The following is a 15,933-nucleotide window of genomic DNA, read 5'->3' on the forward strand; positions in this document are numbered from 1 at the left end:
ATGAACGAAGGCGATGCCTTCAATCAGGTCATGGTGCAGCGCGCCAAGCGTCGTCTTGAGGCTCTGGATTTCTTCCAGACGGTCAATATCTCGACGGCTCCAGGCTCCGAGCCGGATCAGGTAATCCTGGTTGTTGATGTTGTGGAGAAGTCTACCGGTGAATTCTCCATCGGCGGCGGCTACACCACCGGCGGTGAAACGCCGGGGCCATCAGTAGAGGCAGCCGTTACGGAGCGCAATTTCCTTGGTCGTGGCCAATACGTCAAATTGAGCGCCGGCCTTGGTACTGACGACGTTCAAAATTACGGCCTGTCCTTTACCGAGCCTTATTTTCTAGGGTCGCGTATGTCGGTAGGCTTCGATGTCTTCCGTCGAACCTACACTGTAAACGATGATTATTACGTCGAACAGACAGGTGGCACCATCCGCGCTGGCTTGCCCATATCTGACAATCTTTCTCTGGGCTTGGCGTATAATCTTGTCCAGGACAAGTATGAATTTGACGACGATGTTGCTGATCCGTCAAGCTATTATGCTCCAGCAATCATTGACGCGGTGGAGAACAGCCCTTGGGTTCGCTCTTCTGTTAGCTATTCACTGACCTATAATTCCATTGATGATATGAAGAACCCCCATGATGGCCTTTATAGCAAGTTCATGCAGGAGTTTGCAGGTCTCGGTGGTGATGCCAAGTATGTAAAGACAACCTTCAAGGGCAACTACTACAAGACGCTTGCTCAGGAAGCCGACATCGTCGGTATGTTGGGTGTCGGTGGTGGCTACATCTATGATTATGATGGCGACGGCGTTCGCATTTTCGATCTCTTCAAGGGCAGCAGCGATATCATTCGCGGGTTCCAGTATAATGGGATTGGCGCCTATCAGGACTCAGCCAGTGGCGAGCGGTATTGGCTTGGCGGTACAACCTATTTCAGTGCCACGGCCGAAGTTCAGTTTCCGATGCCGGCTGTGCCGGAGAGCCTTGGTATTCGTGGGGCTTTCTTCGCCGATGCGGCAACACTTTATGGCAACGAAACGGCCGGCGCCCAGGGCGACGACAAAACGCTTCGAGCCTCCGTTGGCATCAGCCTGATGTGGGCTTCGCCGTTCGGCCCGCTACGTTTCGACTATGCATTCCCGGTCGCGAAAGCTGATAGCGATGAGGTTCAGAACTTCAATTTCGGCGTTTCAACCAAGTTCTAGAGCGCGTTTCAATTTGATTTGGAGATGCGCGCTAGAAGTGGCTCGAACAGACGAACGATCGAAATACAATGAACTCAGCAAGTTGAAAAAGACTCAAAAATATTTGAAATATGAATATAGATAACGCCACATTCAGACATAATTCATTACAATAATCCAATTGAATAGATTTAGAATATGTATATTTTTCTAAATTAGATCAGGCAATACTGATCTAATCAAAGAACAGGTCTTGAACTATGTACTCCCTCATCTGTGCATGGTTCATACGGGAGGCGTCTGGTATCCGAACCTTCGACGCCTCCCGTTTTCATTCCAAGCGGTAGTCCTTCCGGTCACGTGTTACGAATAACTTTTTGCCACCAAGCAAGATGGACTGCCTTGTTTTGTGATTGGCGGTCGTGGAAAATTGCCCACTCGCGACGGAAAAACATGATTTATGCAATCAAGTATAATGAATGTTCATGAACTCATAAAATAAAAAATATTCTCGATAGTCTTTATTTGGAATCGATTTGAGAAAATAATAAAGAAATATAAATGAAATAGAATTCATTTGAAATTTTGATATACTATAGTAATTATCCATCGATAATTTCAGAAAACGCAAATTGGAATGATTGTAAAATATCATTATTGACGTCTTGTTATTGCCATTTAAAGAAGACTCTTAATGTCAACTTTATGTGGAAATGATGATGGTCATCTATTCATCGCAGCGCCTTATGCGAAAGCAGCGCGAAGAGCAACGCTGGATATCGGCTTCCAAAGTTCTTCTAGCCAGTACTTGCTTTTCAACGGCTCTTATTGTGAGCGGTGCAGCTTCGATGGCCCAAACCATATCCGAACAGGAACAACAGGCCGAAGCGGATACGATCGTTCTTGACCAGATCGTCCTGACGGCGTCGTCGATTGCTACGACTTTGAAAGAGGCGCCGGCGAGTATCTCTGTCGTCGATCAGGATCAGCTTCAGCAGCGCGGTGCGCCGGACATTACTGAAGCTCTGCGCACCGTGCCGGGCGTCAATGTTGGATTTGACAGCAGCGGCACACGCGGTATCAGCATTCGCGGAATGGGCAGTGCTTATACACTCCTTATGGTAGACGGAAAGCGGATCAATGCGGGCCTGACCACGCTGCGCGATTATAATGGCGACCTCAGCTGGATTCCGGTTGATGCCATCGAGCGTATCGAAGTGGTGCGCGGTCCGATGTCCACGCTTTATGGTTCCGATGCGCTTGGCGGTGTGGTCAACATTATCACCAAGAAGTCGAGTGATAAGTGGTCCGGCTCGCTGACGACCGAGTGGATCCAGCCTGAAAGCGATGCGACTGGCGTTTCCAAGAAGGTCAGCGCCTATGTCAGCGGCCCGATTGTGCCAGATGAACTGACAATGACCATGTATGGCAGCATAGGCAGCAAGGACCCCGGCAATTCGGCAAAGCTCGGCGATATCACCGCGCCGACCGGCATCGATGATTACGATATCAATGCAAAACTCTCGTGGACGCCGGTCAAGGGTCAGCTTTTCGAGCTTGAAGGCGGCACCGGACGCGAAAAATACCACCCCTATCTGGCGGATGGCGAAATCGATACCAGCAACACCGAGATTACCAGAACGACCGGATCGCTGCGCCATGTCGGTGAATGGGAGTTCGGCACATCCACGATCACCGGCATGATCGAACATGCGGAGAATTTTCACACATCCGCAGACGCCAATGGTTTGCCCGATGACGGTACGTCAATCACTGTCGACACCTATATGCTTGACGGCAAAGTTTCCATGCCGCTGGATTTCTGGTTCGAGCAGAACCTGACGGTGGGCAGCGAGTTCCGTTATGAGGACATGAACGATCCCGAAAATCTCGGTATCGCCAATTCCGTCACCGGAACGACCGGCTCCACCCAAACGAGCATGTGGTCGGCCGCCGTCTTCATGGAAGACCAGATCAAGCTCCGGGACGATTTGAAGCTGACTGCCGGGCTGCGTATCGACCAGCATGAGGAATTCGGCACCCATGCCAGCCCGCGCCTCTACCTGAATTATGATTTGAACGACAATCTATCGTTTAAGGCGGGCTGGGCGCAGGCCTTCAAGGCGCCAAATCTGCGCCAGCTCAACCCGAACTGGGTCCAGACCTCGCGCGGTCAAGGCTGCGGCGCAGTGGGCGGCCCCTGCGAAATGGTCGGCAATCCGGATTTGCAGCCGGAAACCAGCAACAGCTTCGAAATCGGTACCGCCTATACACAGGATATCTGGGAAGCGGGACTGTCTTATTTCTATAACGACATCAAGGACAAGATCACCTCAGCGCGTGAGGCCTCGCTGATTCTGGATGATGGTACGAAATATGTTCAGCAGATCAATGTCGACCGCGCACGCACGCAAGGTTTTGAAGGCAATCTCAAGGTTCAGCTGCATCCGGATGTGACCTGGAGCAACTCCTTCACCTACTTGATCGAATCCATCAATCTGGAGACCGGCGAACCGCTTGCCGCCGATCCGGAATATTCCATCCATACGGAACTTGCCTGGCGGGTACGCGAGAATTTCAGCGTCATCGGTTCGATGGATTTCTATGGCAAGCAGGTGGACTACGTCATGGACGCAACCACAGTAACCGCTCAGAACGTATCAGCCTACAATATGGTCAATGCGTCGTTCAAATATGATCCGAGCGAGAATTTCACGCTGCGTGCTGGCGTGAACAACATCTTTGACGAGCAGCCTAAAGCCGAGTCCAGATATTCTGAAAATGGTAGAAGCTATTTCGTTTCGCTGACCTCGAAATTCTGACCAGAACCAATGCACATTCCGCAAACTGTGAAAGGTTTCGGAATGTGCCGGAGGAATTGAAACCTCATGTATCAAAAGAAATTCATCAGAAATCTGTTTGTACTGCCGTTGTTGAGCATTGCAATGGCGCCGACCTATGTTGCCGCACAAGAGACCGTCATTCATCATGCGCACGGCGAAACCAAACTTTCGACCGTGCCGCAGAAAGTGGCCGTCTTCGATCTGGCGGCTTTGGATATTCTGCATTCGCTGAGCGTTAAGGCCGTGGCAGGCGTTCCGAAGACCAAAGATAAGCCCGCGAATTTTCCCGCTTACCTTGCTGACTATGCGGGATCGTCTTACGCCGCGGTTGGCACCCTGTTTGAACCTGATGAGGCAGCGCTGCAAGCATTGAAGCCAGACCTGATTATCGTCGGGGGGCGTTCTCGCACCAAGTTCGATGCAGTAGCAAAAATCGCACCATCGATCGATATCACCGAGGGCGGAAATGATATCGCGCAAATCGCCATCGACAATACGGAGAAGCTGGCAAAGGTCTTTGGTGCGGAAGATGCAGCGGCCAAGCGCATTGAAACGCTGAAAGCCGCCCTGACGGATTTGAGGACTCAGGGCAAAGCGGCTGGCACCGGGCTTGTGCTGTTTTCGGCGGGCCGAAATGTTTCGGCGCAACCACCCGGCTCGCGCTTCGGCGTGGTCTATGATTTTGTCGGGATCAAATCCGTCCTGCCGCAATCCGATGCTTCGGAAGGCGGCCCGCGTCCGAAACCCGGCTCTCCTGAAGCCGAGGCGCGCCGCGTGGAGCAGGAAAAGCTGCTGCAGAATGCGCTCGCAGCCGGTCCCGACTGGTTGTTCATTCTCGACCGCAGTGCTGCGGTTGGCAGCGAGCCGAGCACTCTCGCTGCGCGTTTGGGTGCAATGCCGGAGGTGACGAAAACCCGGGCCTGGCAGCAGGGGCATGTCGTCTTTCTCAATCCCAAGCTGTGGTATCAGGTGGGAGCCGGCATCGATGCGCTCACCACCAGTGCGAATGAGTTGAGCGCAGCCTTGCGGTCGGCGAAATAAGTTCGCCACACAGTTTGAATGCGAAAAAGGCAGGGGTTTCAGTCTCTGCCTTTTTGATGAGAGCCTCGTGGCGTGGTGAGAGAATGAAGCGCGACAAGTCGGTACCTGACGGTAAAACTCGTGGCACTGTATTGCACTTTAAAACGCGCTAAGCTGATAGGGACCTGATCAGACGGATAACATCAGGGCCAGCGGTATGAAAACCCTGCATCAAAAAGGCCGAAGTGTGGAGTTTCATGAGAGTTTGAACCAGTTTTTCATTTTGTCTTATTCCCAATCCATCACTGATGCGAACGAATTTTCAGGAATTTAAACTCAGCTTGCCGGACCACGTCCCAAAGGAATAGGGAGTCAATTGGTGCCACAAATCAGCAATGAAACGTCTAAAAGCCCAGGGCGATACCATCCTTACGGCTGTCCGAACCACCCTCAAGTACACCGTTTTCGATTCTGATCGCCTGACTACCGCCGATCGGTCTGGTTGCAACTTTGAGAATGTGACCACGACTTTCAAGGTCCGCCCGGACTTCAAGCGGCATTGTTGGCTCAACTTCCAGTATTCCCCCAAAACCAAAATAACGTGGTTCGTCCATCGAAGCTTGTAAGCCGAGGCCGCGATCTATGACCCCTGACAAGAAAGCTGCATGTCCGGCAGCCTGATAATGCCCTCCCATGACGCCGAAGGGCATCAACGTCTTACCATTTTTGGTTACCATACCTGGAATTATCGTGTGCATGGGCCGCTTTCGAGGGCCAATCGCATTCGGATGCCCTTCGATGAGCCGGAATGATGCGCCTCGACTGTGAAACAATACCCCAGTGGCGGGATCAAGGTGGGTCGATCCAAACGCATGGAAGATCGAGTTGATGAACGATAGTGCATTTCCCTGGGCATCCACGACACAGAGATAGATGGTATCCTTGTGTTCCGGCTCATTCCACAAGACAGGTGGGTGCGCCCTCTTCATGTCGATACGTGCGCGCAAGATTGCGATGACCTCGTCCGACAAGAGTTGTTGGGCGACATGCGGGCAATGTTGGGGATCGGCAATCAGTTCGTCACGATGGTGATAGGCGATCTTGGTCGCCTCCGCCTGAAGGTGGATACGATCAGCTTCGCCAAGGGCAGCGACGTCAAACCCTTCAAGAATCTTTAAAATCAGAAGCGCAGCCAGGCCCTGACCATTGGGTGGACATTCGTGGACGTCATAGCCACGATAGCTGGCGCTAATTGGCTCAACCCAGTTCGCACCATTCGTGGCGGAAGAAAAGTCTTCCTCCGTGTGCAACCCTCCGAGCGAACGAAGATGTGCCACCATTTTCCGAGCGGTTTCACCTTCATAAAAGCCCACAGCACCTATTCTGGCAATTTCCTCCAGCCGACAAGCGAGAAGGGGCTGTTTGATAACCTGACCGGCTTTTGGTGCCTTGCCTCCGGGAAGGAAAATGTTAGCTGCATGCTCATCTCCGGAGACGATATTCGCGTTATTCGCCCAATCCATGGCAACGCGCGGGGTTACGGCAAAGCCGTCTTGGGCATAACCAATCGCCTTGATGAAAAGCCGTTCCATCGGGAGCGTACCGAAGTCCGCAAGAAGGCGGCACCATGCGGCGATTGCCCCGGGGACGGTTATCGCATGAGGGCTCGTCTGTGGTATTTCTCCAGAGAGGCCCCGTTCCGCTAACGCCGATACACTTGCAGCCTCCGGCGCTCGCCCGGAGCCGTTAAGGGCCTTAACCTTCCCACCTGCTGGCGCATAAAGCGCAAAACAATCACCGCCAATACCTGTCATCAACGGATCGACGACACATTGGACCGCTACAGCGGCAATGGCTGCGTCCACAGCATTGCCACCATCCTGAAGGATCTCCAATCCCGCTGCGGTCGAAAGTGGATGCGAGGTCGCTATCATCGCTTCGGTAGCAAAAGTTGAGGGACGGCGACCGGAGAAAAAATCAAAATGTGACATTCCGTACCTTTGAACCATTGAGAATTGAGAATTGAGAATGGATGATAGCGTACAACGGCGAGATGCTGTGTCTGGTCTATTGGTTCCGGTTGGTTTCAAGAGAGTTTGAACCAGTTCTTGATTTCGTCTTAACCTCACTCAATCACCAATAATGATGAATTTTCGAGAAGTTGAATACTGCTTGTTGTCTCGTCTTCGAATAAAACAGTGGTCGATACGTTCTACAAATCAACACATTCACGGTCTTAACGTTTGACAGAATGAGGATCGAGCGCATCACGGATGGCGTCTCCAATGTAGTCGACACTTAGAACGGTTAGAGAAATTGCCAGTCCGGGCCAAAAGACGCGTGACGGGGTGAGCTGGAGGAAGTTGGCGCCGTCGAATAGAAGGCGCCCCCAGGTGGGGAAATCGGAAGGGAAGCCAAGCCCAAGAAAGCTCAACGCGGATTCGGTGATGATTGCCGAGGCGATGCCCAATGTTGCGGACACCATGATGGATGACAGAACGTTCGGAAGAATGTGACGCATGATGATGCGATATTCGCGAGTGCCGCCGGATTTTGCCGCGAGCACAAACTCCTGACTTTTCACAGCCAACACGTCGCCGCGCACAATGCGAGCGGTGTGCATCCAGCTGGTGATGCCGATGACGAACACAACCAGAAGAAATATGCCGGTTTCCGGTCCGAAGGCCGAGCGTAACGTGTCACGGAAAAGCATGATGACGACAAGCAGCAACGGCAGCAATGGCAGGGCAAGAAAAAGATCGGCAAGGCGCATCAGTGGCCCATCCAGGCGCCGGAAATAGCCGGATAGCAGGCCGACTAAGGTGCCGACAAACAACGCTAGAAGCATAGCCGTAAAGCCGACTGCGAGCGAAATACGCCCGCCGGCGAGCACCTGCGCCAACATGTCCTTGCCGAGGTTATCCGTTCCAAATGGATGTGCCAGAGATGGCCATTGGTTCCTTGCACGTACGTTGATAGCGTTTGGTGCCACGGAATGGATGAGCGGACCAACATAAACAGCTAGCACGACGGTGGTGAAGACAGCCAATCCAATGACACCGCCTTTATGGGCACTAAATTGATGCCATATTTCTCCTATTGCGGATCGCGTTGCCTTGGGTGGTGCGACAACAAGAGTTGTGTCAGTCATAGCGGATCCTCGGATCAAGAATACCATAGAGAACGTCGGCAATCAGGTTGAAGAGCACGATCAGGACGGCGAAAATGAAGGTTAGGGTTTGTACGAGGGGCATGTCGGCGCCTTGCACAGCGGTGATCAGCAGTTGTCCCAATCCATTCACACGGAAAATCTGTTCTGTGATGATGGCACCGGAGAATACCGTTGGCACGCCGAGTGCGATCACGGTTACGACGGGGATCAGGCTGTTGCGCAACACGTGGATCAACAAAACGGATTTCTCCCGCACACCTTTGGCGCGGGCTGTTCGAACATAATCCTGATGCAGATTATCGAGCATCGAAGCTCGCACAAAACGGGTAATTTGCGATGCGTTATAGAGGGAGAGTACTGCCACCGGCAGAACCATTTGCTTTATCTGCGCCACAAAGCTTGAGAAATCCGTCACGCGGAGGTTGGTATCATAAATCGACGGAAACCATTGCAGATAGGACGAGAAAATAACGATGAGCAGTACGCCGGTAAAAAACGTCGGTACAGAGTAACCGACCATCGATATGAAAGTGCCGATCTGGTCGAAGATCGAATATTGACGATAGGCAGATATGACACCAATTGGAACCGCCAGTAAAATACCGAAGAGATAGGCAAGTCCGACGACCCAAAGTGTCTGTGGCAAACGCTGGACAATCAGATCAACAACCGGGCTGCGGGTAGCCCAGGAAAGAACACGCAGACGTTCTCCATCGCCGAACTGCCATCCTGTCAGGCTTTCCAGAATATTGAGCGGTTCGTTGACGAAGAACTGCTGCAGCCATTTGAGGTATCGAACAATAAAGGGTTGATCGAGACCCAGCGATGCGCGGATCTGTTCTCGCACTTCCGGCGGTATCGTCAATGGCAGATCGCCAGTTGGGTCATTTGGCGCGAGGTCAAGCAGCGCGAAAATCACAAAACTGATGATAAGCAGCGTTGGAATCGCGAACAATAGTCGTCGCAAAGTATATATGAACATCCACAGACTCCAGCCGTAAATCCACCGTATGGATCTACGGCGATGCGGCATTTGTAGCCGCTAAAGCTTCAACGAATACACCCGGGTTGAGGGTGCTCCAATCGTCCAAAGACGGTCATTTCTTGCGATGCCAGTCAGCAATGTTCCAGACCTGTGTATCCCAGGAATTCATCTTGATGCCATCGAGAGTGGCAGAAAATGCGGATTGGTCGCCGCGATATACGAGCGGTATATGTGCGCCTTCTTCAGTGAGCATGTCATTCAATTGTTTGGCAATTTCGGAGCGTTTTTCGAGTTCGGCAGTTTTTGACAAAGTACCGACCAGCCCATCGAATTCTGGATTGCAATAGCGTGGAATATTCTGGCCCTGCCAGCCATTTGCCGGGTTAGGCATCATGTCACATAACCATTCAGCGATATATTTTTCCGGATCTGTGCCGTCGAAGTTGTTCGTATACATTATCACGTCAGCATAGAATTTCTGAAAGGTGTCCGGGCTGGCTGGGTCACCACCAAAAAAAACTGCTGCGGAAGCATTTCTCAGTTCTGTATCGACGCCTATTTCTGCCCACATGGCCTTAACCAGTTCCTGCGTGGCCTGCCGTACGGAGTTAGTTGAGGTTGAGAAGAGGAAGGATAGCCTCACGCCATCCTTGGTACGGATGCCATCACTGCCCTTTTGCCAGCCGGCGTCGTCGAGCAATTTGTTTGCTCCTTCAATATCCTGTTTGAGGCACCAACTGTCGTTCTTGGTGGACGCAAAAGCTTCGGGACCTGGAACGATATTGCAGGTTGGCTTTCCTGATTGGCCGTACCCTGCTTCAACGAGGATGTCGCGGTCGATTGCCAACGACAGGGCGCGACGGACGGCGGGATCTTTCAATGCCGGATGCGGGCCAGCTTCCATTGTGGAGCGTTTGTCGCCCAGCGACGGATCAGGATTGGTCCAATTAAGATTGATACGTTCGACCTGAGTTCCGAATGACGTTTCCAACCGACCTCTGCCGGCAGCCATCATGGCATCCAGCACTTCGGGCTCAACCTGCACATTCCAGGCATAATCATATTCGCCGGTTTCGAGCACTGCACGTGCAGCAGAGGCAGCGTCACCGCCACCCTTTAGCGTGATTGAGGCGAAAGATGGCTTGGTCGCATCTCGGTAATATGGATTTGCTTCAAGCGTAACGACGTCATTCGGTTTGAAATCTTTGACGAAGAAGGCACCGGTTCCAACCGGTGAGAAATTCGCTGAGGTGCAACCGGGAGCTTTTGCACCGATGCAATCCTTGAATTGCGCCGCCTGAATGATCGGAGACTGCGCTCCCACGAAGGCGCTGTAGGGATAGGGCTTCATGTCACTAAAGGTAATCTTTACAGTATATGGATCGAGGGCCTCCACGTTCTTGACCCCCTCATACTGGGCACGTTGAGCGCAACCACCGTCCGGTGCCGTACAATACTTCCATGTGAAGACGACGTCATCCGCAGTGAAGGTAGTACCATCTGACCATTTGACGTCCGTTTTCAATTTCCACGTCATGGTTAACAGGTCTTTGGAAACGCCACCGTTTTCAATCGTAGGTATCTCACTCGCCAACCAAGGCACCAACTCGCCTTTTTCATTGTAACGAGCCAATGGTTCAATGACGATTGATGATGCGAATATCTCCTTGGTGCCGGCCGAGAGAAACGGGTTCATCGTCGAGACGGCTTGCCAAAACAGAATTTTCAGGTCGCCATCGGTGCCGCGTTCTGCATGGGCTGTACCGCTCATCAGAGCTTGTACCACAATCATTGTAGGTAGAAGTTTTTTATAAAATCTCATCTGCCATTCCCCTTTTATACTTTGTTTGATTTATATTCATGCCTTATTCTTCAAATTAAAATTTGGCTATATTTATATTAACGCATCGAATTCCAATTTTAACTAAACAAGAAAAATATACTTTGTTTGTGATGCGTGGCCATATAAGCCATTAATGACCTTGATTAATATTTGATCATAAAAATCGCAAGTTCATTTTTTGATCAAAAATCAAATTTGATGCTTGCAATGAAAAGCTGTTGCATCACATTATTGACGGAATCCGAAAGACAACATCGAAATTCTGAGGTGTGTGGAATGCCTGTAATAAATCGTGTTGCTGAAATGCAGGAAGCTGTTGCTGAATGGCGACGTTATCTTCACGAATATCCAGAACTACTGTACGATGTTCATCAGACCGCTGCTTTTGTTGCCCAAAAACTGCAATCCTTTGGCTGTGATGTTGTTGAAACCGGAATTGGAAGAACCGGCGTAGTGGGCATCATCAAAGGCAAGCTCACTGACGGTCCGGTGATCGGCTTGCGAGCAGATATGGACGCGCTTCCGATCTTTGAAACCAGTGGCAAGCCCTGGGCATCCAAAGTACCCGGCAAAGCCCACTCCTGTGGGCATGACGGTCACACAGCTATGCTTCTTGGCGCCTCACAATATCTGGCTGAAACCCGCAATTTCAATGGGTCTATAGCCTTGATCTTCCAACCGGCCGAGGAAGGTGGAGGCGGCGCCCTCGCCATGATCAATGACGGTTTCATGGACAAATACAGCATCAAAGAAGTCTATGGCATGCACAATGAGCCCAAATTGCCAATTGGCCAGTTTGCAATTCGCAAAGGTCCGGTTATGGCAGCGGCAGACAGTTTTGAGATTACGGTGCGGGGCCGCGGCGGTCACGCTGCACAGCCTCACCGTTCTGTTGACCCGGTTCTGGCGGCAGCACATATTGTTATCGCCTTGCAGTCCATCGTCTCCCGCGAAACTGATCCGCTAAACTCACTCGTCATAACGGTGGCGTCCACAAATGGTGGCGATGCGAACAATGTTATTCCTGATTTTGTGAAGATGACAGGCACCGTACGGACGCTTTTGCCGCAGATCCGTGATTTTGCCGAGAAGCGGTTGAACGAAGTCGCGCAGGCAACCGCAACTGCTCATAGTGCAACAGCGGAGGTTACTTACCAGCGTGGCTATCCTGTGACGTTCAATCACGATCTGGAAACAGACTTTGCCGAAGACATTGCTCGTAAAGTGGCTGGGGATAAAGCAGTCAATGCCAGCATGCCACCCCATATGGGAGCGGAAGATTTTTCGTATATGCTGGAAGAACGACCGGGCGCGTTTCTCTTCATAGGAAATGGTGACACGGCCAATCTGCACAATGCGGCCTATGATTTTAACGACGAAGCGCTTGGGTATGGCATCAGCTATTGGGTGACACTGGCCGAAACTGCACTGCCCATGGTGGTCAATCAGCCACAAGCTTCCGCATTGAACTGAGGGAGATCGGGATGCAGCCTTTGATGCCGGGCTCAAGCGGGAAAGAGCTGAGTTCACCCGTCCTTACAGTTGAGAATCTGACAACGTCTTTCCGAGCAGACGGTGCGTGGAAGCCGGTCATACGCAACATTAGTTTCGAAGTGGCTCCGTGCGAGACTGTGGCAATTGTGGGGGAGTCCGGGTCTGGCAAATCAGTCACTTCACTATCGATCATGAGGCTTCTGCCCAAGGCGACGAGCAATATTGAAGGCAGGATATTGCTGGGGGATAAAGAACTTTTGACATTGCCGGAAGAACAGATGCGACGCGTGCGCGGCAATGACATCGCTATGATCTTTCAGGACCCTTTTGCTTCGCTTAATCCTCGTATGAGCATCGGTTCAGCGGTGAGCAAGCCATTTCTTGAGCACAAACTAGGAACGAAAGCACAGGCGCGTGATAAAGCGGCGGACCTTTTAACCAAAGTTGGGCTATCGCCTGATATGATGCAACGATACCCGCACGAGTTCTCGGGTGGTCAGCGCCAACGGATCGCCATTGCCCGTGCGTTGATGCTGAATCCTAAAATCATTGTGGCCGACGAAGCGGTGTCGGCACTGGACGTGTCAATCAAAACGCAAGTCTGTAATCTGTTGCTGGATTTACAACAGAGCCTCAAGCTCGCGTTTCTGTTCATTTCACATGATATGGCGGTCGTGGAACGGGTAAGTCATCGTGTGGCAGTAATGCATCTTGGCGAGATCGTCGAAATCGGGCCAAGAGCGTCGGTGTTCGAGCACCCTCAGCATCCCTATACACAGAAGTTGATAGCTGCTGTTCCGGTGCCCGATCCTGCACGACGGTCGATCCGGCGCAACATCTCCATCGACGAGATCAAAAGCCCGATCCGTCCGGTCGATTATGTCGTGCCAGTGAGAAAGTACCATGAGGTTTCTGACGGGCATTTCGTGCAGGTTGCCTGAGCTTCAAATGGTTCACGGCGAGGGAACATATTGCTGTTGATAAGGGGTAGCCTCTGACACCTTGACTGGCAATCATGGTCACTAAAGTCGGTTTTATGTCTTCTTTTCGATCGTATGGGCCAACTTTTTTCCTAGCCGAAAGCAGACAGGGCATTCACATCGTGCTGCTCAACGTTGGCGATTGCAAGCTTGCCGATGACAATACCGAGCTGAGCGCAAGCAGCTTTGCAGATCGCCTCTTCCGTCACCAGGGACAGGGCTTTAAAGTCCTCTGTTAAAAGGCTGTCCAGCGATGTTGGGAGGAGCTAGGCGTGACGCTTCGATATCAGATTCTGGCACTGGCGATTGTGCCTTTGATTGTTGCTATCCTGACGGTCACGGCCTTTATCACGTGGCAGTCGGCCAATCTCGTGCAGAGCAGCATTGCGACCTTTGAAAAAAACATGCTGAAGGCGAAGGAGACCGAACTTCTGAACCTCACCAATCTGGCGCTGTCTGCAATCCAGAAAATCTATGATGAAGCCGATCCGAACGACACTGTTGCCATGCAGAAGGTGACGAGCATTCTCACCTCACTCGATTACGGGCGTGACGGCTATTTCTTCGTTTATGATTACGATGGCAATAATGTCGTCCATCCGCGCCAAACCTTTCGTCCCGGGCAGAACTGGCTCAATCTGGTCGATCCCGACGGGGATCATGTCATCGCCAATCTGATCGACAAGGCGAAACAGGGCGGGGGATTGCACCAGTATAAATGGGAAAAGCCGTCGAGTGGAGAGACGGCCGACAAGCTGTCCTTCGCGGTCGGGCTCGACAAATGGAAATGGATGCTCGGAACCGGCGTCTATCTGGATGATGTCTATGCCCAGACAGCGGCAGCCAACGCCGATTTTCGCGCCAATATCCGCAACACATTTCTGGTGGTTAGCCTCATCGCCGTGCCTGCGGTCATGCTGGTTTTTGCGACATGCATGTTGTTGAACCTGCGCGAGCGGCGCATGGCTGACAACAAGCTCAAGGAACTTGCTCAGCGCATCATCGATACGCAGGAGGAGGAACGGGCTCGTCTGGCGCGGGAGTTGCATGATGGCATTTCGCAGAATCTGGTCGGCGTGCGTTATGCTATCGATCTGGCCAGCCGCCAGGTGCATACGGGCAGCGACGGAGCGCCGAGAGCTATCGAGAAGGCCTCGGATGTGCTGAACGGCGCAATCAAGGAAGTGCGGCGACTATCGCATGATCTGCGACCCCGCATTCTTGACGATCTGGGCATGACGGTGGCGCTGAAAGCGCTTTTCGAGCATTTCGCGGAACGGACAGGCATCGAGACCCGTTTTGAAGCCGACACATTGCGGGTTAATTTGAAACCCGAGCCGAGCACGGCGCTTTACCGGGTTGCGCAGGAAGCGCTCACGAATATCGAGCGCCATTCGGGCGCCAGCGTGGTGAAGGTACGTCTTTGGGATGCGAACGCGCGTGTAACGATGACGGTGACCGACAATGGAAATGGTTTTGCCGGGCACGATCTGAAAGGTGCAACATCGGGGCTTGGCCTGCGAAATATGCAGGAACGCATGGCACATTTCGGCGGTGTGCTCTTGGTGGAAACCGGCAGTGATGGTACGCAGTTGACCGCGCGCCTGCCGCTTTCGGCAGTCGAAAGACCGATGACGAAGCCGCCAATGTTGAAGCCTCCACTATTCAACCCGGAAGTCGCATGACGAAAGAATGCAAGATACGCGTATTGCTGGTCGACAACCATCCTCTGGTACTCGACGGATTGCGCGCGGTGCTTGAAACCTATGACGATATTGAAATCGCGGGCGCTGCTTCGAATGCACGTCTGGCACTGGAAACGGCCCAGACGGTCAAGCCAGATGTCGTGCTGATGGATATCAATATGCCGCTGCTCAATGGCATCGACGCCATCGAGCTGTTCAAGCGACAATTGCCGGCTACGCGTATTTTGATGCTCTCCATGCATGACAGTCGCGAATATATTTCGACATCAATCATGCGGGGCGCTTCGGGCTATGTGCTGAAGGATGTTTCGACGAGTGAAATCGTCGCTGCCATCCATGCTGTCGCGTCAGGTGGAACTTATTTTTCGTCCGGCGTTTCGGAAGCACTTCTCGATAATGCCGAGAAGAAGGCGGAAGGCCTGTCTTCGCGGGAAAACGACGTTCTGGTTCTGGTTGCCGAAGGCAGCAGCAATCGTGAAATTGCTTCGACACTGGGTATATCGGAAGCAACGGTCGAGACTCACCGCAAGAATATTAAAAAGAAACTCGGTATTGCCAGCACCGCCGGCCTTACGCGCTATGCCATCGAAAATAGACTCAGTATAGATGGACAGTAAAATAGACCATGTTCTGGACATTTCGGCGGTGAATCGCCCCTTGATTACCCACTAGTGGGTAGCGTGTGCCGCTTGCGACTATCGTCTGCTT

The 15,933-nt window shown here is 52.0% G+C and carries 10 protein-coding genes and 1 pseudogene; 7 read left to right on the forward strand and 4 right to left on the reverse strand.

Annotation, left to right across the window (positions count from 1 at the left end):
• From bamA to FHW00_RS19050, 3 genes are all read left to right on the forward strand, one after another.
• On the forward strand, window positions 1-1,203 hold a 1,203-nt coding region (gene bamA / locus FHW00_RS19040; protein ID WP_182514681.1), incomplete at its 5' end, for an outer membrane protein assembly factor BamA.
• Window positions 1,204-2,030: 827 nt separating this feature from the next.
• Window positions 2,031-4,004: a TonB-dependent receptor domain-containing protein gene (locus FHW00_RS19045; protein ID WP_445557966.1), complete on the forward strand. Its 1,974-nt coding sequence runs from the start codon at window positions 2,031-2,033 to the stop codon at window positions 4,002-4,004.
• 66 nt (window positions 4,005-4,070) lie between these two features.
• The gene (locus tag FHW00_RS19050) at window positions 4,071-5,066 is read left to right on the forward strand and encodes a siderophore ABC transporter substrate-binding protein (protein WP_078339971.1); all 996 of its coding nucleotides are present in this window, start codon (window positions 4,071-4,073) and stop codon (window positions 5,064-5,066) included.
• Between the two features lie 383 nt (window positions 5,067-5,449).
• Here the strand turns inward: FHW00_RS19050 and FHW00_RS19055 are convergent, their stop codons facing one another.
• The 4 genes from FHW00_RS19055 to FHW00_RS19070 form a co-directional block, all read right to left on the reverse strand.
• On the reverse strand, window positions 5,450-7,036 hold the full coding sequence (locus FHW00_RS19055) for a gamma-glutamyltransferase family protein (protein WP_445557967.1): 1,587 nt from the start codon (window positions 7,034-7,036) through the stop codon (window positions 5,450-5,452).
• 245 nt (window positions 7,037-7,281) lie between these two features.
• Window positions 7,282-8,196: an ABC transporter permease gene (locus FHW00_RS19060; RefSeq protein WP_078339972.1), complete on the reverse strand. Its 915-nt coding sequence runs from the start codon at window positions 8,194-8,196 to the stop codon at window positions 7,282-7,284.
• Window positions 8,189-9,199 carry an ABC transporter permease gene (locus FHW00_RS19065; protein ID WP_078339973.1) on the reverse strand — a complete coding sequence of 337 codons (1,011 nt, stop codon included), beginning with the start codon at window positions 9,197-9,199 and terminating at the stop codon, window positions 8,189-8,191. The genes FHW00_RS19060 and FHW00_RS19065 overlap by 8 nt, the downstream gene beginning before the upstream one ends.
• Window positions 9,200-9,314: 115 nt before the next feature.
• On the reverse strand, window positions 9,315-11,024 hold the full coding sequence (locus FHW00_RS19070) for a peptide ABC transporter substrate-binding protein (protein ID WP_078339974.1): 1,710 nt from the start codon (window positions 11,022-11,024) through the stop codon (window positions 9,315-9,317).
• Window positions 11,025-11,321: 297 nt separating this feature from the next.
• Between FHW00_RS19070 and FHW00_RS19075 the strand changes: the two genes are divergently transcribed.
• The 4 genes and pseudogenes from FHW00_RS19075 to FHW00_RS19090 all read left to right on the forward strand — a co-directional run bounded on the left by FHW00_RS19075 (window position 11,322) and on the right by FHW00_RS19090 (window position 15,842).
• Complete coding sequence (locus FHW00_RS19075; protein WP_078339975.1) at window positions 11,322-12,518, forward strand: M20 aminoacylase family protein; 1,197 nt, start codon at window positions 11,322-11,324, stop codon at window positions 12,516-12,518.
• Window positions 12,519-12,574: 56 nt separating this feature from the next.
• Window positions 12,575-13,480 (forward strand): annotated as a pseudogene (locus FHW00_RS19080) (ABC transporter ATP-binding protein); the annotation flags it as partial.
• A gap of 311 nt (window positions 13,481-13,791) precedes the next feature.
• On the forward strand, window positions 13,792-15,204 hold the full coding sequence (locus FHW00_RS19085; RefSeq protein WP_078339977.1) for a cache domain-containing protein: 1,413 nt from the start codon (window positions 13,792-13,794) through the stop codon (window positions 15,202-15,204).
• Window positions 15,201-15,842, forward strand: coding sequence for a response regulator transcription factor (locus FHW00_RS19090; protein WP_078339978.1), 642 nt, complete (start codon window positions 15,201-15,203; stop codon window positions 15,840-15,842). Before FHW00_RS19085 ends, FHW00_RS19090 begins: the two co-directional genes overlap by 4 nt.
• The last annotated feature ends 91 nt before the right edge of the window (window positions 15,843-15,933 follow it).

This window comes from Ochrobactrum sp. P6BSIII (assembly GCF_014138065.1).
Taxonomy (GTDB): domain Bacteria; phylum Pseudomonadota; class Alphaproteobacteria; order Rhizobiales; family Rhizobiaceae; genus Brucella.

Bases quoted from the DNA above. Each gene is read 5' to 3' on its own strand.
- FHW00_RS19090 (WP_078339978.1), top strand. From the start codon at position 15,201: ATGACGAAAGAATGCAAGATACGCGTATTGCTGGTCGACAACCATCCT.
- FHW00_RS19055 (WP_445557967.1), bottom strand. From the start codon at position 7,036: ATGTCACATTTTGATTTTTTCTCCGGTCGCCGTCCCTCAACTTTTGCT.
- FHW00_RS19070 (WP_078339974.1), bottom strand. From the start codon at position 11,024: ATGAGATTTTATAAAAAACTTCTACCTACAATGATTGTGGTACAAGCT.
- FHW00_RS19060 (WP_078339972.1), bottom strand. From the start codon at position 8,196: ATGACTGACACAACTCTTGTTGTCGCACCACCCAAGGCAACGCGATCC.
- FHW00_RS19045 (WP_445557966.1), top strand. From the start codon at position 2,031: ATGGCCCAAACCATATCCGAACAGGAACAACAGGCCGAAGCGGATACG.
- FHW00_RS19050 (WP_078339971.1), top strand. From the start codon at position 4,071: ATGTATCAAAAGAAATTCATCAGAAATCTGTTTGTACTGCCGTTGTTG.
- FHW00_RS19065 (WP_078339973.1), bottom strand. From the start codon at position 9,199: ATGTTCATATATACTTTGCGACGACTATTGTTCGCGATTCCAACGCTG.
- FHW00_RS19075 (WP_078339975.1), top strand. From the start codon at position 11,322: ATGCCTGTAATAAATCGTGTTGCTGAAATGCAGGAAGCTGTTGCTGAA.